Raw genomic sequence first — 20,516 nt, forward strand, 5'->3', positions numbered from 1 at the left:
TCCGTTTACTTTAATGCGTTATAGACCAAAAGTGCATTCCGGTTGACGATACGGTCACCGGCTTTCACACCGGATTCGAGGAAACAATCTTTTTCGGTCTGTTTGAATACGGTAACTTCCTTGGTTTGCAGGATATTGTCGCTGCCTACGCTTACGATATAATGCTTGCCGTTCTCGAATATGACGGCACGGGCATTTACGCGGGGCATTTCTTTTCCTTCCACTTTACTTTGTACGTACACGTTGGTAAACATGCCCGGTTTCAGCATATAGTCTTCGTTTTTCAGTTTCACCCGTATGCTCATGGTTTTACTTTCGCTATCCAGCATGTTATATACCTTGTCTACCGTCCCTGTAAACTCTTTATCCCTGTAGGCGAGTGTTGTTATACGGACCGGAGCGCCTTCGTAAACCTTGCTGATATCGCTTTCGTAAACATCCGCCATCACCCAAATGTCAGCCAGGCCGGAGATGGTAAACATCTCTTCTGTCTGGTCGGAACGTATCTGCATATTCCGGCTGACATTCTTTTCGATCACGAAACCGGATACCGGCGATTTTATTTCGTAAGTGGAATGACCGGTCATATGATAAATGGAATAGACTTCACCGATACGTTTCAATTCAGCCCAGGCATTCGCTACCTCCTGTTCTGCCTGTAGTTTGTCCCGTTCGGAAGCCATTCCGCTCCGAAACATATCCTCTGTCGCCTCCTGGTTCCGGCTCGCCAAGGCGAACTGTTGTTCCGCCTCTTTCCGTTGCTTCTCATAATCAGCCACTTCGCTACTGTGTATGACGGCAAGTATATCTCCCTTCTTCACATAATCTCCTGTTTCGACATTCACCTCCGTGATGTTTCCGCCGAAAATAGGATACACATGTGCCAGCTGTTCGGGATTGAAACTGACGCGTCCGTTCAGCAACAACTCATCGCTCAAAGGGACATTCTGAACAGTCTCAACCGAAACAACTTTCAGCAAACTGTCAGTCAGCATGAGAGGGGCCGGACCGTCTTCCGCTCCGGTTGTCTTTTTGCCACAGGCTGCCAGCAAAGGAAGCAGGAGCATTAGTACGATACAATTCTTATTCATCTTATTTCTCATTTTCTTATTCATTGTTATTCGTTAATAGCTGAAAACATCACTGCCTGTCACCGTATTGATTTCTTCCATAGTCAGGAAGACCTCTTTCCGTGTCTGATAGAGTTGCAGGCAAGTCTCCTTATATGCCTGATAATAATCGATGAATTCCAGCAAACTGATATTGCGTTTCCGGAAGTTCGTATTTACCCCGTCGATAATGGTTTCAAAGTCCCGTTCCAGCTCATAATTGGAGGAGCTATAGAGTTTTACAGCCTTTTCCAGCCGGGCATAGCTGGTAAAGAGTTCCTTTTCCGCCTGCTTGCGTGCCAACTCTTCGCGGTTGGTATTCTGCAGGACGGAGAGACGGGCAGATTTGATGTTTCCCTGGTTACGGTTAAAGACTGGGATCGAGATGCTTAAACCGATTGCAAAATAGTTATCGCAAAAGTTACCGGCACGATCGTAAGAACCTTTCAGACTGACTTCCGGGAATGCGAGCGACTTTTGCAGGCTTACATTGGCACGGGAAGCCTGTATATGGGTTCGTGCCATCTTCAGGTCCGGACGTTCGGCGAGCCGGTTGTTCAATTCGACAAAAGGGACCGACGCTATATCGACCTGTTTCAGTACGGATTCGTCGAAGACAGGCTCAAAGTTGTCGGAAGCATTCAGTCCCAGTAATAACTTCATATCACCTTGCAACGAAATGAGCTGGTTGGAAGTGTCGTTCCTTTCCTGCTGGAGGGATAAAAGGAGTGCCTGTATCCTGGACTTTTCCAATAATGAAACGTTTCCCTTATCACTCTGTACTTTCATGACTTCCAGCAATTGTGACAGGTATTCAATCTCCTTGTCATAGACGGAAAGTGACTTTTGTGTGTAATAAAGTTCTATGAATTTACTGTTCAGTTCGCTTCTCAATGCACGGAGTACCTCTTCGAACTGGTGGACAGCCATCTCCTTATTGAGTTTTTCTACCCGAACCCGCTTATTACGCTGTCCGGCAATATAGATCAGCTGTTCGATCTCGACAACAGCTTCCCCCTCTTTTCCCATATCGAAATACTTTCCGTTGAGCCGGTTGTAGACGTTCTGTTCAAGAGATATGACGGGATTCTCAAACAACTTTGCCTGGATAACCTCGGCTTCCGCCATATCGATGTTATAACGTTCGGCTATCAACTCCAGGTTGTTGGTAGAAAAGCGTTCTCCCGCCTCCTGCAGAGTTAGTTTTATAGATTGGTTTTCGGCCTTAGCGCTGCCGTTAAATGCTTGTAAGATAAGTAATAAAAGAATGAATCGTTTACCCATTTGCCTTTGTTTTTTGGAAGCAAAGGTATAAGCCGGGCGTATTTTGACCTTATTAAAGCGATTAGAATACTCTTAATTGAAATTAGAAATTGATTAGAAGGCTTTCAGGGTTTTATTTTCATGCGATAAGGAGCTACCGGTTGTTCTTTCGGCTGAAGATAAGGTGCCGGTTTCGGATAAATAAGTTCAAGCCAGCGTAAATCGATCGGACCCGGTACTTCTTCGATACGCACACGGGCAATGCCCTTTTTCTTGAATCCTAAGATTTCAGCGGCGGAAGAAGAAACATCTATGATTCTTTTTCTACGGTGCGGTCCCCGGTCGGTAACACAGACAATCACAGTATTCATATTATCCAGATTGGTTACCCGCAGATACGTGCCGAAAGGATACGTACGATGAGCTGCAACCAATTCGTCTTTATCATGTATGCGTCCGCTGGAAGATTTGCGGCCATGAAAACGTTCATGGTAATAAGAAGCAAGCCCCTCCTCTTGTCCCCACGCAACCCCTACGCTTTGTAAAGCGATGAATAGGAGTATTATATGGGACAGGCGGAAGGGCATGTGCAAATATAATAACTAATTTGTATTTATTGAAGAAGCTGTCCGTTATATTCTCCGGTCAGTGTGTTCAGGAATGCTACGATCTTTGCCGTTTCCGCATCCGAGATGTGCTTGCCGATCTGGAACTCATGCATTACCTGAATAGCATCTTCGATCGTCGCGATCGAACCGTCGTGCATATAAGGTGTTGTTAGCATGACGTTACGGAGTGTCGGTGTTTTGAATTTATGACGGTCGGCTTCGTTCTTTGTCACCGACCAGCGTCCGTTGTCACCGTCTGTCAGACCTGTACCGCGATAATCGAAATAGTTATCTTTGATACCCATATATTCGTATGACTGTCCGCCGAGATTCATACCGGCATGGCAGGTGGCACATTTGTTGTCTTTAAACAGCTGATAGCCCTCCAGTTCTTCTGCAGTAAGCGCATTCTTGTCTCCGCTCAGATATTTGTCGAAACGGCTCGGGGTAAGCAGAGTCTTTTCAAATTCGGCAATAGCTTCCGTCACTGTCGATTCGGTGAAACCTTCGGGGAATACTTCCAGGAAGCGTTTGCTCAGTTCCTTATCTTCTGCCAGTTTAGCACAGATTTCATCGAATGAGGCACTACCCATTTCTACCGGGTTCAATGGAGGTCCGGCAGCCTGTTCTTTCAGGTCGGCAGCACGTCCGTCCCAGAACTGTACGAAGTTAAGTGCGGCATTATAGACAGTCGGTGCATTGACACCACCGAATTGTCCGTGGATACCTTCGGAGAATTGCTTGCGGTCTACACCGGCAGTATTCAGTCCGTGGCAGGTTGCGCACGAGATCGTGTTGTCGCCTGACAAGCGAGTGTCATGATACAAATCAAATCCTAAAGCAACTTTAGCCGAATCGGTAGGAATAAAAGCCATTAGCGGCTGTACCGGTTCGTTGGCAAACTCTTCTGCTACCGTAGGTGAAACATAATTATTCTTACGGGCTTCTTTAGCCCATGAAATAATTACTTTCTTCTCGTCGTTATTCAGACTGGTGCCCCAATGCATCGTGTAATATTTGGCAGGAGGCATCGAACCGCTGAGAGCCGTGTTCTCTACTTTTGCCAAATCTACTTCAGAAACAGGCTGTCCGTTGTCAAGGGCGGTCAGCATAGCTGTAAGATCCAGATAATGTGTGCCTTCTTTCATGTCAGCCTGTACGACCGGACCGATAATCGGAAGTTTTCCGTAAAAAGGAACATTTGCAGTGGCTGAGTGACATTCCATACATCCGTTGTTGCGAATGATAGAGGCTACCTGCTTTGCTTTGTCACCTTCCAGTTTCTTATACTCGTTGGATGAGCAGGAAGGCATTGTCAAAGCCAATGTAAGCAGTCCGACAGGAAGTGCTGCCATCTTACTAAAACTAGTGTTGCGCATAATTATTGGTTGTTTAAGATTTGTTTAGTGCAAATGTAGATATATTTATTAATATGTGTTCACGATGCTGATAGGTTTTATTTATCGGAAGATAGGTAATCTTTATTAAGTGGATATTTTTATATAGCTTTGCAAGACTATGTATAACAATTAAAGCAAAAAGAAAAATGTTTAAGAACAAAGCTTTGTGGATTACACTTGCCATTATCGTGGTACTTTTATTTGCCGGATACTCTTGGGTGAAAGGTACATACAACACAATGGTTACACAGGATGAAGGAGTAAAAACAGCCTGGAGCCAGGTAGAAAATCAATATCAGCGCCGTATGGACCTGATCCCGAACCTGGTCAATACGGTAAAAGGATATGCAGCTCATGAAAGGGAGACATTGGAAGGTGTGGTAAGTGCCCGTGCCGAGGCAACCAAGACCACTATCGACCCATCCAACCTAAATGAGGAATCGATGAAGAAATTCCAGGCAGCACAGGGAGAGTTGAGCAGTGCCCTTTCCCGCCTGATGGTCGTACTGGAACGTTATCCGGACCTGAAAGCCAATCAAAACTTCTCCGAACTACAGGCTCAGCTGGAAGGTACGGAGAACCGTATTTCCGTGGAACGCAAGCGTTTCAATGAAACAGCGCAAACCTACAATACCTATATCCGCAGTTTCCCGACCAATATCCTTGCCGGTATGTTCGGATTCCAGCCGAAAGCTTATTTCAGTGCGGAAAGCGGTGCAGAGAAAGCTCCGAAAGTGGAATTTTAATCCGATAAGTTCAGATAAAGAATGAGAAATCTGAATAAAACACTGACAGGCAAACGTCTGCAGGCACTGTTGCTTGCAGGCTTGTTCCTCTTCTCCCTTTTCCCGCAGCAAGTTGCTGCAGCAAAGGAATATACGATCGAGATGATCCCTAATGTCCGTCTCTCGGACCGGAATAATCATGTGAGTAATCCGGACGGGATCATTCATCCGGAGGATGTCGAGCGCATCAACCGCTTGTTGCAGACCGTGGAAGACAGCCTGGGGATAGAAGTCGCCGTGGTTGCCGTGGAGAGCATCGGCGATAACGATGCCCGTATGTTTGCCACCGACCTGTTCCAGCATTGGGGATTGGGAAAAAAGGACAAGGACAACGGTCTACTGATTCAGCTTGTCACTGAACCGTCGCAACGTTCCGTCGTTTTTGAGACCGGTTACGGCATAGAGGGTATTCTGCCCGATGCAATCTGTTACCGTCTGCAACAACGATATATGATCCCGGACCTGAAAGCCGGTGATTACAGTGCCGGTATGCTTAAAGGAGTCGCTGCCGTAAAAAAATATCTGATGGCAAGCGATTACGAACGCACTGCCATGACCGGAGGTCAAAACAGACAGGCGGAAGGTGATGATCTTTTCCTGTGGGTATTCCTGATCATAGCGATCCTCTTTCCTGCCGGAATCTTTCTACTTGTCTCTATCCTCAAATACCGTCCCCGCATCTGTCCCCGTTGCGGACAAAAAACATTGGTATATGTGGGGCAGCAAGTAATACAAAGAGCGACTTACAGCTCAGAAGGATTGGCGGAAGATACCTACAGGTGTAAGAATTGCGGCTATACCGAAAAGAAAAGCCGTCATATCAGCCGGCTGAGACGCAGCACAGGTCCTGTCATCATCGGTGGCGGCGGACGAGGCGGAGGCTTTGGAGGCGGTTTCGGTGGTGGTGGCTCCTGGGGCGGAGGACGTTCGGGAGGCGGTGGCTCTATCAGTCGCTTTTAAGCGGTAGGCTGATTAATTTGAGCGAAAAGCTCGCCACTTTCGCCACTAAAGTATTTGATTTTTCCGTATTGCGTAAGTGTCTTGTTATTAATTAATTACAGATACAAAAGTGTTGCTCGGAAGCGATTTTAGGGACACCGGAGGGACATGTTTTTTCAAATGTTTCACGTCTGTCTGCTTGTTGATTCGTCCGACAGGGTTTTAAGAGTCGGAAAATTCCTGTATTCGTGTCCCTCTTAAAACCGATTTATGGGATGAAGAAAATAGTATATATTTTCCAATAGACTGATAGTCATTATGTTACAGGATTATTTTGGCTATAAAAAACGATAGTGAAAATCAAATACTTTAGTGGCGAAAGTGGCGAGCTTTTCAAGGTAAAAACGTACATATTACAGAGAAAAAGCTTACGTATTTTCAGAAAAATACGTAAGCTTTTCAAAATCCAAATTTCGTCTTACTCCTCGCGAATATAATATTCGGACAGGATATCCCTCACTTTTTCCGGAGTAATTCTACCGTATACCTTACCACCTATGGTCACTACAGGTGCCAGTCCGCAGGCTCCCACACAGCGCAGGCAGTCCAGCGAGAATAACCCGTCGTTAGTCGTCTCCCCTACTTTGATTTCAAGCTGACGCTGAAATTCGTCCAGTACCTTTTCCGCTCCGCGTACATAACAGGCGGTTCCCAGGCAGACAGAGATCGGGTACTTTCCTTTCGGTGTCATGGTAAAGAACGAGTAGAAAGTAACTACGCCATAGACACGGGAAACAGGGATATGCAGTTCGGCTGCCACTATTTCCTGTACTTCACGAGGGAGATAACCGAATATTTCCTGTGCTGCATGCAAAATGTTGATCAGTTCACCGGAGTCGTTATCATGCTCCTTACATACGGCCTGCAACTCCTTTATCTTTGATTGGGGCAAATGTATCTTTTCCATGCTTATTCGTCTTTATCGGTTTCCAAAAACATATTGACTACTTCTTTGCGGTCGAAGTAATGTGTATGCAGCAACTGATGCGCCCTGGGGCCGCAAGGTTCGCCCAAATATTCCTTATATAATTGCTGGATATAGGGGTTCTCATGGCTCTTACGAAGCGGCTTGCTTTCGTCTTCGCTGTAAAGGGCGGCAGCACGTTTACGCAAAACGTCCATCCTGCCCTGATGGAACGGCTGGCCACCGCCACCGATACAACCACCGGGGCATGCCATTACCTCGATCACGTGGTAAGGCGATTTTCCGCTCTTCACCTCTTCGACCAGTTTGCGGGCATTCCCCAAACCGTGGGCGATACCGATTCTGACAGGGACACCGTCGAAATTGATCGTCCCACTGCGGATACCTTCCAGTCCTCGCAGTTCTCTGAACTCGATTTTCTCCAGCGGCTTTTTAGTATATAGCTCGTAAGCCGTACGGCAGGCTGCTTCTATAACGCCTCCGGTTGTTCCGAAAATAACGCCGGCACCGGTCGACTCTCCCAAAGGACGGTCGAAGTCGCTGTCGGGAAGTTCGTTGAAGTTGATGTTGGCATACCGGATCAGACGAGCCAGCTCACGGGTATAGATCGAAATATCGACATCCGGATTACCATCGACGGCAAATTCCGGACGGCTGGCTTCATATTTCTTTGCCAGGCAAGGCATGATGGAGACGACAACAATATTTCTGCGATCCACTCCCAGCTTCTCTGCGAAATAGCTTTTGGCTATGGCTCCGAACATCTGCTGCGGGCTCTTGGCTGTCGACAGGTTATCGCGCAGTTCCGGGAAATGTTGTTCTACGAAACTGACCCAACCCGGACAGCAACTGGTCATCATCGGCATTTTCACTTCCTGATCTCCCGATAGGTATTTGCCTAATCGCTGAAGCAATTCGGTACCTTCCTCCATGATGGTCAGGTCGGCGGCGAAGTCGGTATCGAATACATAGTCGAAACCTAACTGGCGAAGAGCCGATACCATCTTTCCGGTAACCAACGTCCCCGGCTCACAACCGAAATCGCGTCCGAGAGCCGTACGTACTGCCGGAGCAGTTTGTGCGATCACGATCTTGGTCGGATCGGCCAATGCGTCCAGTACCGGCTGCTGGGTGTTACGGCCGCTAAGGGCATTCACCGGACAGACAGACACACACTGCCCGCAATAAGAACAGGTACTGCCGGCTATATCCCGCTCAAAGGCTGTGGAAACGGCGGCATTGAATCCGCGATGAACGGCTGTCAGGGCTCCTACCGTTTGAATACTGTTACACATGGTTTCGCAGCGGCGGCACATGATACATTTATTCATATTCCGCACGATGGAAGGAGAACGGTCGATCTCGAAAGTGGACTGTTCACCCTGATATCTTATCTCACGGATACCGAGGTCGTGGGCGATCGTCTGCAACTCGCAATATCCGTTACTGCTGCAGGTCAGACAACCCGCCGGATGATTGGACAGGATCAGCTCCATCACCGTTTTGCGTGCATTCATGACACGGGGGGTATGGGTTCTGACAACCATTCCCTCCGTACATTCCATCTTGCAGGATGGTGCCAGGTTACGGCGTCCTTCGATCTCTACCACGCAGATGCGGCAGGCTCCGGGATTGTTCTCGTAATTCAAGTCTTCGAGTTTCATGTGGCAAAGCGTCGGGATACGGATCCCCAGGCTTTTGGCAGCATCCAGGATTGTTGTCCCCTTGGCTACTTCCACTTCTCTGTTATCTATTGTTAGTTTAATTTTTTCCATATTCTTATCTGTCAACTGTCAATTATCCACTGTCAACTTATTTAGTGTACGTATATTGCATCGAACTTACACTTCTCTATGCATGACCCGCAACGGATACAGATATCCGAGTCGATCGTGTGAGGTACTTTACGGCTACCGGTGATAGCATGTACCGGACAGATGCGGGCACACATGGTACAGCCTTTACATTTCTCCGGATTGATAAAGTACTGGGTAAGTTCACGGCACTGGTGGGAAGGACAACGTTGTTCGTCGACATGTGCCAGGTATTCATCGTAAAAGTTATCCATGGTAGAAAGGACGGGGTTGGGTGATGTTTGCCCCAAACCGCATAAGGCCGTATCCTTTATCACCATGGCGAGATTACGCAGTTTATCCAGGTCCTCGATGGTTCCCCTGCCCGATGTGATCTTCTGCAGCATTTCATGCAAACGCTTATTTCCGATACGGCAAGGGGCGCATTTGCCGCATGACTCTTCTACCGTAAAGTCGAGGTAGAACTTGGCCATCGCCACCATGCAGTCGTCTTCGTCCATCACGATCATTCCACCCGATCCCATCATGGAACCGGCAGCGATCAGATTGTCATAGTCGATCGGCAGATCCAGATGTTTCTCCGTCAGGCATCCGCCGGAAGGTCCGCCGGTTTGTACGGCTTTGAATTTCTTCCCGTCTTTTATTCCTCCTCCGATACCGAATATCACTTCACGGAGTGTCGTTCCCATCGGGACTTCGATCAGTCCGACGTTGTTCACTTTGCCGGCCAGGGCAAAGACTTTCGTCCCTTTACTCTTTTCCGTACCGATGCTGCTGAACCATTTGGCTCCTTTCAGCAGGATAACGGGGATATTGGCATACGTCTCTACGTTGTTCACGTTTGTCGGACAGCCTTTGTAACCGCTTTCACTGGGGAACGGAGGTTTAACCGTTGCTTCCCCGCGCAATCCTTCCATACTATGGATCAGTGCCGTCTCTTCCCCGCACACAAAAGCGCCTGCTCCATAACGTATCTGAATATCGAAAGAAAAATCTGTACCGAAGATGTTATCTCCCAAAAATCCGTACTCTTTCGCTTGTTCTATAGCGATCTTCAGACGTTCCACCGCCAGGGGATATTCGGCACGGATATAGACCAGCCCTTTACTGGCTTCGGTACAATATCCGTTGATCGCCATGGCTTCGACGATGGAGTGCGGATCGCCTTCCAGGATAGAACGGTCCATGAAGGCACCCGGATCACCTTCGTCGGCATTGCAGACTACATATTTCTGCGGAGCCTGTACCTTACGGGTGATCTGCCATTTGAGCCCGGTCGGGAAACCGCCGCCGCCCCTGCCTCTGAGGCCGCTGTCCATGATCTCCCTGATTACGTCGTCGGGGGTCATTTCAGTCAATGCTTTACCCAAGGCGATATAACCGTCACGGGCGATGTATTCGTCTATATTTTCAGGGTTGATGAAACCGCAGTTGCGCAAGGCTATACGTAACTGCTTTTTATAGAAGTTGATATGTTTGGAATCGAGTATCTGCTCATTCGTCTCCGGATTTACATAAAGCAGACGTTCTACTTTACGGCCTTTTATCAGATGTTCGTTGACGATATCGTCTGCATCTTCCGGAGTGACCTGCACGTAAAAAGTATTGTCCGGTATCAGTTTTACGACCGGCCCTTTCTCACAAAAGCCGAAACAGCCTGTCCGGATCACCTGTACACTGTCCTGTAATCCGTTTTGCCTGACTGCCTCCTTCAGGTTTTGTAGTATAAGCTCGCTCTGTGATGCACGGCAGCCTGTACCGCCGCACACCAGAATATAGTTGCTATATTGTGCCATTATGTAAGAATTTGTATTGGTTTTTATTCTGGACCGACCGAGTTATAGTTGACAGGTATGATGTCGTCTATCAGAATACCTTGTTTGATATAACTGGTAATGATCTCGTCCACTTTTGTTTTGTTGACGCGACCGAATACGAGCGGTTCCTTGCCGGGAACTGTGATCTCTACGGTAGGTTCTGCATAGCAATATCCCATGCAGCCTGTTTGAGTAACTAAGGCATCTACGCGTTCCCGGTCGAGGGCTTCGATAAAATAGCTCATTACCTCTTTGGCTCCGGCAGCGATACCGCAGGTTGCCATAGCCACCTTGATCTGAACCATTTGCTCGGGATTATTACTTTTCTCGCGTAAATCGAGGGAGGTACGTAAGGATTCACGCATCTTCCGAAGGTCATCTAACGTTTTTACTTTGTTCATCATCGTACACATTTAAGGTATTATTACCACATGGGTATGACGCAAACATACGTATTTATGTTCAATTTAAGGGTGTCTTTTGCGCAAAAAATATAAAAGATTTATTTGTCTTCGACAGCCCGTGTCTGAAGAACTTTGGAGTTTGGCGGAACGCTATGGGTTAACCAAATATTACCACCTATCACTGAGCCTTTCCCTATCGTGATACGACCGAGAATGGAAGCATTGGAGTAGATAGTAACATTGTCTTCAATGATCGGGTGACGGGGTACATCGACAGGCAGCCCTTCTTCATCCAGCGTAAAGTTTTTAGCCCCCAAAGTAACACCCTGATACAAACGGACATGGTTACCTATAATGGCGGTCTGTCCTACGACAACACCTGTCCCGTGATCGATACTGAAATATTCTCCGATCTGTGCCCCCGGATGGATGTCGATCCCTGTTTCGGAATGGGCCATCTCGGTGATGATACGCGGCAGGACCGGCACTCCGAGCTTTAACAGCTCATGCGCTACCCGCTGATGAAGAATGGCGTGTACGGCGGGATAACAGAATATGATTTCGCTAAGACTCTTGGCTGCCGGATCGCCATCCAGTATCGCTTTTACATCGGTGGATAGCAAATACTTGATATGAGGTATCTTATTTATAAAATCAATTGCTATCCGGGACGCACGGTCCTTCGAATCACAACAACGATCAACTTCGAAACAGAGACCGTTATATATCTGTTCTTGAAGCAGGTCATATATCTTCTCCAAATAGACTCCTGTATAGTATTGGATGGAATCCACCTGTGCCTCCTGCTCCGAACCGAAGAATCCCGGGAAGATCACTTTCCGTAGCAACAACATGACTTCACGAAGCGAAAGCACAGAAGGTGATGGCTTCTGATGCAGCGGAATATATTTATACTCCGGCAGATCGGAAGCCGACAGACGTTCCACGTTTTTCTGTATTTGGTTTAATATATCAGTTCTGTTCATGTTTAGTTATCCCATGCCGGGTCGTATGTCACTAATGTTTTTTGGTAATAATCCAGACTTAAAATATACACAACACCATTCAACATGAATAGTTCGTAATTCTTACTGCCTTTCGAATAAGCATAACGTTGATGCCACTCATCATTATCTATATCATATTGCCACATTACGCCAGATTCATCAATAACATATATACTTCTGTTATAAATAATGCCACTTGAAACATTGTCCATTTTCCCCGGTAGTTCTGTTAAACTACTCCAGCTGGTAAAATCTCCTCCGGTAGCTTTCCATAACCCTCGTCCTGCAATTTTATCTCCCAGACCAACGAAGACTTCACCTTCGCCTGAAACCAAAGCAATACCATTACTTAGAGCAACCGCGAACTTACCATAATTATACCATTTATTGTCATTTGTATTGTAACGACAAATGGTATCAGTTGGAGCATTATTTATGTTTCCACCAATAAGATAAATGTCATCTCCATAAGGGAAACAAACGGCTTTATTACGTATATTCCCATTTTCCAATGGAGCTAAATCTGTCCATTCATTGTTTGAATATGAATAACATCCGGTTATGTTCATAGCTAATGTGTTTCCTCCAAACAGATAGGCTGTATTATCCATTGTACATGCAGCCATGTTCATTGCTTCTATCGGGTAAGACTCAAAAAGCTTCCATTTGTTATAAGTCGGATTATATCCATACAGTTCATCTGTTCTTTTCGGACCTAAATCTCCTCCTACAACAAATGCTTGATCATCCAGTGTGAAAACCGTATAATTCATACGTCCACTGCCCTCAAATCCCGTTAGATTTCCTGAAACAATATTGGGTGTTTTAAACTCAACAATGTTACTGCCCTCTGTCCCATTCTCATTCGTTGCATAAGCTTTGACATAATATTTCTTTTCCCCTTTCAATGTAAAAGAGACTTGAAATTTTTTATCTTTATCCAAATCTTCTCTTGTGAGAGTAACCTTTTGGTCGGATTCGTTATCCGGTCCCGGAGTGCTCGTCAACGAACAATAAACAACAATCTTTTTAACATCGGTTCTACCGTCATTCTCCAACAGACCACTGACTGTTACATTCCCGTCTTTCATGGTATAATTCAAAGACTCATCCATAAGGATAGTAGGAACATCTCTTTTGGCATAAAAAGCAATACTGTCTGAAGTATAAACAGGACCAAATTCATTTACAGCAAAACCGCGTACGAAATATTGTATTCCCGGCTTCAAAGAAGGAATGACACCTAAAATAAAGCCATCTTCGTTAACCGTACATTTAATGACTGAATCTTCAATGATATTAGGTCGATTCAAGTCTTTCACTGTCCCCCAGCAGAACCCGATAGAATCCAGCTCTCCATCACCTTTTTCAACCAATCTGGCTCTTACGGTTGCATGTGTATAATCTATCTCAATCTTTTCAAGCAAATCGAGTTTGGGATGTCCGTCCAATGTCGTGAAGCTTTGTTTATTGGTATTGAACAAGCCAAAACTATTTTCTACTATGGCTTCAACTGTATATTCCGTTTCCGGATCCAGCTCTGTTAAAGTATAAACAAATGTAGAGTCTGTCAGCATATCATTCATGTTGACATAAACCATTGAATCAGCCTCTGCATTCTTGTGAAAACGGAAACCTACCTTTTTGATTTCACCTTCGCCTTTTTCCCTGATCGTACCTCCCAGCACGGCGGTCGTTGCTGTGAATTCTTTAATTTCCGAGGTGATAACTGATCCTATACCCTCATTTGTTGTAACATCTAATGTGTCTCCATATGCAATACCTCCCTTTTCACTTTTTGCGAATGGACTGATATGATAGGTTGTATCATTAATAAGCTCATTTATGGTAAGTTCATATGTACTTTTACCTTCTTTGATGGTAGAATCTTCCTGTTTTTGGATATCTTTTGAATCTTTCAGCCAATAAACGAAACCACGTTCAACAACCGGATCTCCATTTTCTTTCTTTATGGTAGCTTTTGCATGAATACTCGTGGCAGTAAAGCTGACATCTGCTTGTGTAAATTTCTCGAATTCCGGAGGTAAAACATTCTGCAGGTTAGTATCCATATCCGGCTCTTCCACACAGCCGGATAAACATATAGCAAACAAGGTGAATAATAGTAAGTATAGTTGTTTCATATTATTATCTTTTAAAAGAACATACCCAGACCTGCATTCAGGTCGACATATTTAAAGTTTAAAGTGTTGCATCCGGCACTGACAAAGAATGAACCGAATTTAACCATAAAATCCAAATCGGCAACAACACCAGTATAAGAATGCTCCGTATTCTTTGCCCAAAAAGATTCTTTATTTTTGGAATCCGAATAAGGTATTGTGTTATATTCATACAATAGTTCTCTTTTCCCGTATCCCAGTCCTACGGAAGTATATAACCTGGGAGCACATTTAATGACCAAACCGGCCGATGCTGCTATATTATTAGATTTTTTCTTATTGGTAAACCGATATGCGGCATTATCAGGTATAGTGACCAATTCTTTATCTCCCCGGCACTCATTCGTATAATTGTCAAACGACAGGTTCGTCCTGAAACGTGCATACCAGCCGAATCTTTTGCCAACACCTCCTACAGTTAATCCGTATGGCGCTTCAATAGAAAATGCATATCCGACGAAAAACTTCATCGGCTCTCTCGGCTTTTTCTCTTTGGCTGGCATATAAGTGATCACTTCTACAGGTTTGCGCAGCTCTTCGAGGCGATTACTCCAGCTTCTGGCACGCTCTTCATTGGCGAGAGTGCCTATACCCTCTCTGTAATAAAGTATCAATTGCGATATGGCAGTCGTATCGTTATCTATCGTCGCTTTATCTCTGAGACAATCAAAGCATTTACTCATCAACCCGCGCATGGATGAACGCATCTTTTTATTCAGCTTCCATATGGTAGTCAGTTGCTCGATGCTATACGAGTCACATTGCATAGCACCTTCTTCATACCACATTGTAGCTTTTCTATAATCCTGGCGGCGCATAGCTTCATCGCCTTTTCTATTGTAGTCAGGCTGCATCTGTGCCATCAAATGTCCCGGCAATAGAATTATAAATAAGAGAGTAAGTATTTTAAGTATCTTCATAAATTTCATTAATAATAACCTGATAAACGTTCACTAATCATCACACCTTTTGTATCGTAAATATCATACAATTCATCTTCTCTCAAAAATGCACTGTATCCTTGCTGTGTTCGATAAGCAGCCAAATACTTGCATTTGATACGCTCCTTTGCATCGGCATCTATAGCTCCATATTTTTGGTTATCCTTTTTCTGAACGATCATCAGATCTCCAAAAGGTTTTATTTCCTCATACATTGCTTTTCTGCCGGCAAGAAGTATTTCATCCTGTTTAACTCTGCATTCTCCTATAAGATCAAAAAGTTCGTCCGTTGTTTTAAGTTTTCCAGCTTTGCTGAATGCACTTCCGGCCTCCGAGATTTCTTCTGTCGCTTTCACAAAATCAGCAGCTTCACTGGATATTTGTGCTGCTGCCATTTTCTCTTTTCCGGTAGCGATCAATGTTTCAAATTCGGCATTGATCTCTTCCGCCGAAGGAGCCGGTGGTGTAACAACTGTTTTTTCAATATCTTTTACAACAGGCTCTTTCTGAGGTTTTACCGGTTCTGTGCGCGGAGTCGTAACCTCCGGTTTACTTACTGACTTCTCCTCTGTTTCCTGTCTGATATCCGTGTTTTCAGTCTCGGCATCGTCCTTTGGCTCTTCTTTTACAACTTCCGAAGTGCTATTTTCTTCCGTCACTTCAGAAAGCATAGCTTTAGAGGCCGGAAAACTATCTTTTTCGGGTGTAAAAGCTATGTTTTTCGTTTCTGTAGCTTTAGAACTATTACGTTGCACCAAAAGGGCTACTGCCGAACCTATACTTGCAAATATAATAATTAGTAAAGAAATTAACGTTGTTTTTCTTTTTTTCTTTTTGGAGACTGGAGATGCATCAACTGTATTTAATACCGTATTTAAAACAGTCTCATCCCCTTCATCCGTTTTCGACTGGGGTAAACGAGTTGTAAATAAAATAGTTGTTTCATCTTCCTCAAAATATTCGGGAGAAGATAAATCTCTCTTTATTTCCTCTTCTTCCACTTCCGGATAATCCAGGGCAGCCAACATTTCCGATACCGTCTGAAAGCGGTCTGCCGGTACAATTTCCATTGCCTTGATGATGGCGGCTTCTGTTTTCGGAGAAATAGCCGGATTCAATTTTGCCGGAGCCGGCAAGGGACGTGTCGCCCGGAGAATAGACTCTGTCGGTATCTTTCCCGTCAGCAGGTTATACATGGTTGCCCCCAACGAATAGATGTCCGGACAAGGAGAAAAACTTTGCGTACCTTCATTGTCATATTGCTCGATAGAGGCAAAACCTTTTGATAAGGTCAGCATGGTCGTACTCGTTTCCTGCTGTTCGATATCATATCGTTTACTTACTCCGAAATCGATCAGACGTGCTTTCCCACTTTGATCGATCAGTATATTGCTGGGTTTGATATCCAGATGAAGGATATTTTTCTCATGAACGAACTGAAGAGCCTCTCCTATCTGATGTACGTATCTGAGTACTTTCGCTTCCGGAAGTATCCCTTCCTTATCCATCATATACTTCAGACTATTCCCCGAAATATATTCCATAGCAATATAGGCCGTGTTATTTTCTTCAAACACTTCCAATACATTGACGATATGCGGATGATGAACATCAGACAATATCTTTGCCTCTTTGATAAGTTTTTCTTTAAACTTATCAAAAAGTGCCCTTCCTGTCTCGGAATGTACCTTGACTTCGAAAGATTCAGGATCTCTATAGCAGTAATCCTTGAAAAAATATTCTTTTACACATATAGGAACCTCTGTCTTGATAGTTCCTAATGGCCCTTTAACTTCGGTAAACCAAACGCCTCTGTAAGTTATACCAAAGCCGCCCTGACCAACTACATGCGTAAGCCGATATTTTCCATTTTGAAGAAGATGTCCGTTTGGCAAATTCATAACTTATAGCGTAACTCTTTTTAATCTGCCAAAATTACGTTATTTATATAAAAGAATAAAGGAAAGAGAGAATATTTTGTTTTATTCCGATAGATTCACCTACATTTTGCACGGGTAAAATATAAAAAGAAAAGTTATCCCGCGTCTTTCCACAACAGGAAGCCATGATGGAATCTTTAATATCTTCCGGGTTAGTATGAGTCGAAAAGATAGAGGAAAGATCTTCATTTTTCAGCCTTTCCAGTACGCCGTCAGTACACATGAAGAAGTAATCGCCGGCCTGTACGTCCTTCAGCAGGATAACATCTGCTTCTGTCGGATGCTCTGTCCCTTGTATGGCACGAATAATAACATTTTTTTGTGGATGAGTCAGTGCTTCTTCTTTGGTTATTTTTCCCAGTTTGACAAGTGAATTAACCAAAGAATGGTCTTCCGTCTGATAAAGAATTTCTCCTTGGCGGAACTGATAAATCCGGCTGTCGCCTACATGAGCCAGTGTTACGCCTGATGTGCCGACTGAGACCATAGTCAGTGTCGTTGCCATGCCCTTGGCTTCCGGGTGGGTATTCACATAATCGTCGAAACGTGCTTCTGTATATCTGATAGCTTTATTTACAAACTCTTCGGATGGTTCATCGTCCAAAAATGTAGAAAAGAATGTCTGGAAAGATTCACAGGCCAGCGAACTGGCAATCTCTCCTTTTTCTGATCCGCCGACACCATCGCAAACCAGAAATAATTTTTGATTGGAATTAACCATCTCCGGTAACGGATAGATTGAATCCTCGTTGTTTTGTCTACCGCCTTTCTCACAAACGGCCCAAGGCTTGCCAATCGTTATATTCATAGCACGAACAGATTTTATTCATTAAAGCGAAGAACTGTGTGCCCGATAATGATCTCGTCATTGTTCTTTAGCACGACCACTTCTCCATTTTCAAGGTAATTGCTATTATATAACGTATGGTTCTTACTATTATTGTCAGAAAGATAATGTTTATACCCTCCTTTAGGGTCTTTTTTTACTTCTATCCGTATATGTTCCCGACTCATTGATTTATCAGTCGTGATAATTCCTATTGTTGCGCCAGACGCATTGGACTTACGACCGATTACTGCAATACCTTCATAGAGGGGGAAAATCTGTTCCGGGGTGGCATCGTCACTAACTACCAAAAGCTGTCCTGTACTGTTCGAAACAGGATGGACCAGGATCGTATCCTGATCGAAATCAGCTCCCTGCTTCCCCAGTTGAAGCAAAGAGACAGGAATTGACTGTTTACACTTCGGACATTTAAAGGAAGTTAGATCGAGGGGAAGTTTCCCCTCGTCTACCTTTAATCCTACGTGACAATGTGGACATTTTACTGAAATCATATCATGAACGATATATCAGATCCGTCGATATCAGTAGAGAAAGCGTCATGTACGTCTGTATCGGACAATATAATGGTGTCATCAGATAATGTGATAAAATCCGAAACATCCATGCTATCGTCTTCAATCATAACGATACCAGATAAATCATTTTCTCCATCCACATCTACTACTACCGCATCATTAAATACGGAGTCGTCACTGTCTAGTGTAACGAATGTGTATTCCTCCTCTTGCATACTGGTTTGAATTAAAATTATTCTTTATGGAAACAAAAGTAGAAAAAGTAATGGATTAAATGAGTATCCAATAATCTCTTATAATCAAAGGTTTGGGTTTTATGTACAAACTGTCCGATTTGGGATACGAAACAACTTATTCACTGACCCACTTTGCTTTACAGGAAGAAACGGGACATTGCTTTCTGTTTCTCAATGATACCCAGGGTATTTCTCCCAAAAATGTACCACATTTAGGGCATACATAGTCTATTTTGAACTGATTTGCAATGTCTTGCAGTTGTTGTGGCGTTTTGGAGGCTTGCTTTGCTCCCATGTAGATCCCGACTGTAGGGGCACAAATCGTTATAAATAGGCTTATTCCTAAAAATTCAGGACTTCCTTTACCCAAAAAGCCGATAACAACACCAATTATGCCGGGCAAAGCAAAAGGGAGAGACTGAAACAATCTGGTTTTAAACTGATTAGATGATTGTATCTTAACTTTTGCTTGAACATAATCATCGTACACTTTCTTTAGTGCAGCAAACTCTTCACTATAGTCGTTATTGTATTTTAGTGCTTCAGACAGATTCAAGACATATCCTGTCCCCAGGATTATCTTATCTGTTGGTGTAACACGTTTTTTGACGATCTGTGAACCATTGACGAAAGTACCGTTCGTAGAGCTGAGATCTTCCAACAACCAACAGCCATGATCCTCACGAACCAGACAAGCATGGTGTCTGCTAACATGAGGATCATTTACTATAAAATCATTATCTTCAGCTTTACCGATTCTAATTTTCATCTTTAATTTCCTTTGGTTCTTCCGGTTTACCCATCTCCTTTTCCAGGGATTCTTTTAGCACTTTTAAAGGATCTTTGGATATTATAAGCTCTCTGGGTTTCCCCTCTTCTGTCAATAATAACAGTTTTTGCTTGGGTAAATTGATTTGCAGAATATGATTTTTATTGATGATATGACTTTTTCCTACTCTCATTAATATCTTGTTGCATCCGGCTACCTGTTTTTCGAGTATCTCTTCTATTTTACCTATATTAATTGCAAAGGTAAACTGGATTCCATTGGATAATAGTAATTTAGTATAATTTCTATCAGCTTCAAAGTAGAGTATTTGCCCTATCTTTATTCGTAACAACTCATCCCTCGTCTTAATTATTAAATACCGCTCCATACGTTGATATTGTTTTTTTATTTTCACCGAGTAACAAATATACGGTATTTTATCTTTATCCCGACTATATTTTATAAAGAAATATAAATGAAATATGGAATATTGGCTAATAATATTCTGTTTTCAAACTTGAATATGAGCTAATTTGGCAAGAATAATTCACCATTTAAATTTCAACAGCTCTGTAAATATAAGTTTCAATAAGAAATATAACTGAAAAATGAATACGGATCAAATCCCGAACAGAAGCCGATAAACACAAAAAAAGGGATATTCTGTAATGAAATATCCCTCTTTGATAGAGTATAAACCTTAATTTAATTCTTCATTTTCAGATTAATTGCGCGTACTAAACGTGTCTGAATTTTCATTAACGTAGCCAGATCCTCGTTTTCGAAATCGATATCAGATATTTTAATCTTCTGTTCTATCACAACTTCTTCTTTCTTTGAACCATTTTCAATGTCATTCACCAACTCATCCAACTGAGCTTTAATTTTCTCGATCTTCTTCGAATAATTAACTTTACGTGCCATAAAACTTAATACATTAATGGATAATAAAAA

At 43.7% G+C, this 20,516-nt stretch carries 20 protein-coding genes; 2 read left to right on the forward strand and 18 right to left on the reverse strand.

Features of this window, described 5'->3' with window-relative positions; translation table 11 throughout:
• Positions 1-5 precede the first annotated feature (5 nt).
• The 4 genes from P3L47_RS17080 to P3L47_RS17095 form a co-directional block, all read right to left on the reverse strand.
• Entirely contained in the window at positions 6-1,091 is a 1,086-nt protein-coding gene (locus P3L47_RS17080; RefSeq protein ID WP_277781543.1) for an efflux RND transporter periplasmic adaptor subunit, read from the reverse strand.
• 33 nt (positions 1,092-1,124) lie between these two features.
• Positions 1,125-2,393: a TolC family protein gene (locus tag P3L47_RS17085; RefSeq protein ID WP_277781544.1), complete on the reverse strand. Its 1,269-nt coding sequence runs from the start codon at positions 2,391-2,393 to the stop codon at positions 1,125-1,127.
• Between the two features lie 104 nt (positions 2,394-2,497).
• Positions 2,498-2,959: a septal ring lytic transglycosylase RlpA family protein gene (locus P3L47_RS17090; RefSeq protein ID WP_277781545.1), complete on the reverse strand. Its 462-nt coding sequence runs from the start codon at positions 2,957-2,959 to the stop codon at positions 2,498-2,500.
• A gap of 26 nt (positions 2,960-2,985) precedes the next feature.
• Positions 2,986-4,359, reverse strand: a complete 1,374-nt coding sequence (locus P3L47_RS17095; protein WP_277781546.1) for a cytochrome c peroxidase — start codon at positions 4,357-4,359, stop codon at positions 2,986-2,988.
• A gap of 167 nt (positions 4,360-4,526) precedes the next feature.
• On the opposite strand from P3L47_RS17095, the gene P3L47_RS17100 reads away from it, so the two are divergent.
• Together P3L47_RS17100 and P3L47_RS17105 are read left to right on the forward strand one after the other, a co-directional pair.
• Positions 4,527-5,126, forward strand: a complete 600-nt coding sequence (locus tag P3L47_RS17100) for a LemA family protein (RefSeq protein WP_277781547.1) — start codon at positions 4,527-4,529, stop codon at positions 5,124-5,126.
• Positions 5,127-5,147: 21 nt separating this feature from the next.
• Positions 5,148-6,125 carry a TPM domain-containing protein gene (locus P3L47_RS17105; protein WP_277781548.1) on the forward strand — a complete coding sequence of 326 codons (978 nt, stop codon included), beginning with the start codon at positions 5,148-5,150 and terminating at the stop codon, positions 6,123-6,125.
• Positions 6,126-6,582: 457 nt separating this feature from the next.
• Here P3L47_RS17105 and P3L47_RS17110 read toward each other — a convergent pair whose 3' ends face one another.
• The 14 genes from P3L47_RS17110 to P3L47_RS17175 form a co-directional block, all read right to left on the reverse strand.
• Complete coding sequence (locus P3L47_RS17110; protein WP_122359979.1) at positions 6,583-7,071, reverse strand: NADH-quinone oxidoreductase subunit NuoE family protein; 489 nt, start codon at positions 7,069-7,071, stop codon at positions 6,583-6,585.
• A 2-nt stretch (positions 7,072-7,073) separates the two neighbouring features.
• Positions 7,074-8,864 carry an NADH-dependent [FeFe] hydrogenase, group A6 gene (locus P3L47_RS17115; RefSeq protein ID WP_277781549.1) on the reverse strand — a complete coding sequence of 597 codons (1,791 nt, stop codon included), beginning with the start codon at positions 8,862-8,864 and terminating at the stop codon, positions 7,074-7,076.
• A gap of 41 nt (positions 8,865-8,905) precedes the next feature.
• On the reverse strand, positions 8,906-10,699 hold the full coding sequence (locus P3L47_RS17120) for an NADH-ubiquinone oxidoreductase-F iron-sulfur binding region domain-containing protein (RefSeq protein WP_277781550.1): 1,794 nt from the start codon (positions 10,697-10,699) through the stop codon (positions 8,906-8,908).
• A 23-nt stretch (positions 10,700-10,722) separates the two neighbouring features.
• Positions 10,723-11,121: a (2Fe-2S) ferredoxin domain-containing protein gene (locus P3L47_RS17125; protein ID WP_122360489.1), complete on the reverse strand. Its 399-nt coding sequence runs from the start codon at positions 11,119-11,121 to the stop codon at positions 10,723-10,725.
• A gap of 101 nt (positions 11,122-11,222) precedes the next feature.
• On the reverse strand, positions 11,223-12,110 hold the full coding sequence (epsC, locus tag P3L47_RS17130; protein WP_122359981.1) for a serine O-acetyltransferase EpsC: 888 nt from the start codon (positions 12,108-12,110) through the stop codon (positions 11,223-11,225).
• Between the two features lie 2 nt (positions 12,111-12,112).
• Positions 12,113-14,275, reverse strand: coding sequence for a Kelch repeat-containing protein (locus P3L47_RS17135; RefSeq protein ID WP_277781551.1), 2,163 nt, complete (start codon positions 14,273-14,275; stop codon positions 12,113-12,115).
• A gap of 11 nt (positions 14,276-14,286) precedes the next feature.
• Positions 14,287-15,234 carry a hypothetical protein gene (locus P3L47_RS17140; RefSeq protein ID WP_277781552.1) on the reverse strand — a complete coding sequence of 316 codons (948 nt, stop codon included), beginning with the start codon at positions 15,232-15,234 and terminating at the stop codon, positions 14,287-14,289.
• Between the two features lie 8 nt (positions 15,235-15,242).
• On the reverse strand, positions 15,243-17,156 hold the full coding sequence (locus P3L47_RS17145) for a serine/threonine protein kinase (protein ID WP_277781553.1): 1,914 nt from the start codon (positions 17,154-17,156) through the stop codon (positions 15,243-15,245).
• Between the two features lie 43 nt (positions 17,157-17,199).
• Positions 17,200-18,003: a PP2C family protein-serine/threonine phosphatase gene (locus P3L47_RS17150; protein WP_122359984.1), complete on the reverse strand. Its 804-nt coding sequence runs from the start codon at positions 18,001-18,003 to the stop codon at positions 17,200-17,202.
• Positions 18,004-18,017: 14 nt separating this feature from the next.
• The gene (locus P3L47_RS17155) at positions 18,018-18,533 is read right to left on the reverse strand and encodes an FHA domain-containing protein (RefSeq protein WP_122359985.1); all 516 of its coding nucleotides are present in this window, start codon (positions 18,531-18,533) and stop codon (positions 18,018-18,020) included.
• Entirely contained in the window at positions 18,530-18,772 is a 243-nt protein-coding gene (locus P3L47_RS17160; RefSeq protein WP_122359986.1) for a hypothetical protein, read from the reverse strand. The genes P3L47_RS17155 and P3L47_RS17160 overlap by 4 nt, the downstream gene beginning before the upstream one ends.
• A 136-nt stretch (positions 18,773-18,908) precedes the next feature.
• Complete coding sequence (locus P3L47_RS17165; protein WP_277781554.1) at positions 18,909-19,562, reverse strand: FHA domain-containing protein; 654 nt, start codon at positions 19,560-19,562, stop codon at positions 18,909-18,911.
• Positions 19,552-19,950 (reverse strand): LytTR family DNA-binding domain-containing protein, encoded by a 399-nt coding sequence (locus tag P3L47_RS17170; protein ID WP_122359988.1) that lies wholly within the window; start codon positions 19,948-19,950, stop codon positions 19,552-19,554. Before P3L47_RS17170 ends, P3L47_RS17165 begins: the two co-directional genes overlap by 11 nt.
• Before the next feature lie 317 nt (positions 19,951-20,267).
• Positions 20,268-20,486 carry a hypothetical protein gene (locus P3L47_RS17175; protein ID WP_277781555.1) on the reverse strand — a complete coding sequence of 73 codons (219 nt, stop codon included), beginning with the start codon at positions 20,484-20,486 and terminating at the stop codon, positions 20,268-20,270.
• Positions 20,487-20,516: the final 30 nt, after the last annotated feature.

The sequence above is a fragment of the Parabacteroides chongii genome, assembly GCF_029581355.1.
Classification (GTDB): domain Bacteria; phylum Bacteroidota; class Bacteroidia; order Bacteroidales; family Tannerellaceae; genus Parabacteroides; species Parabacteroides chongii.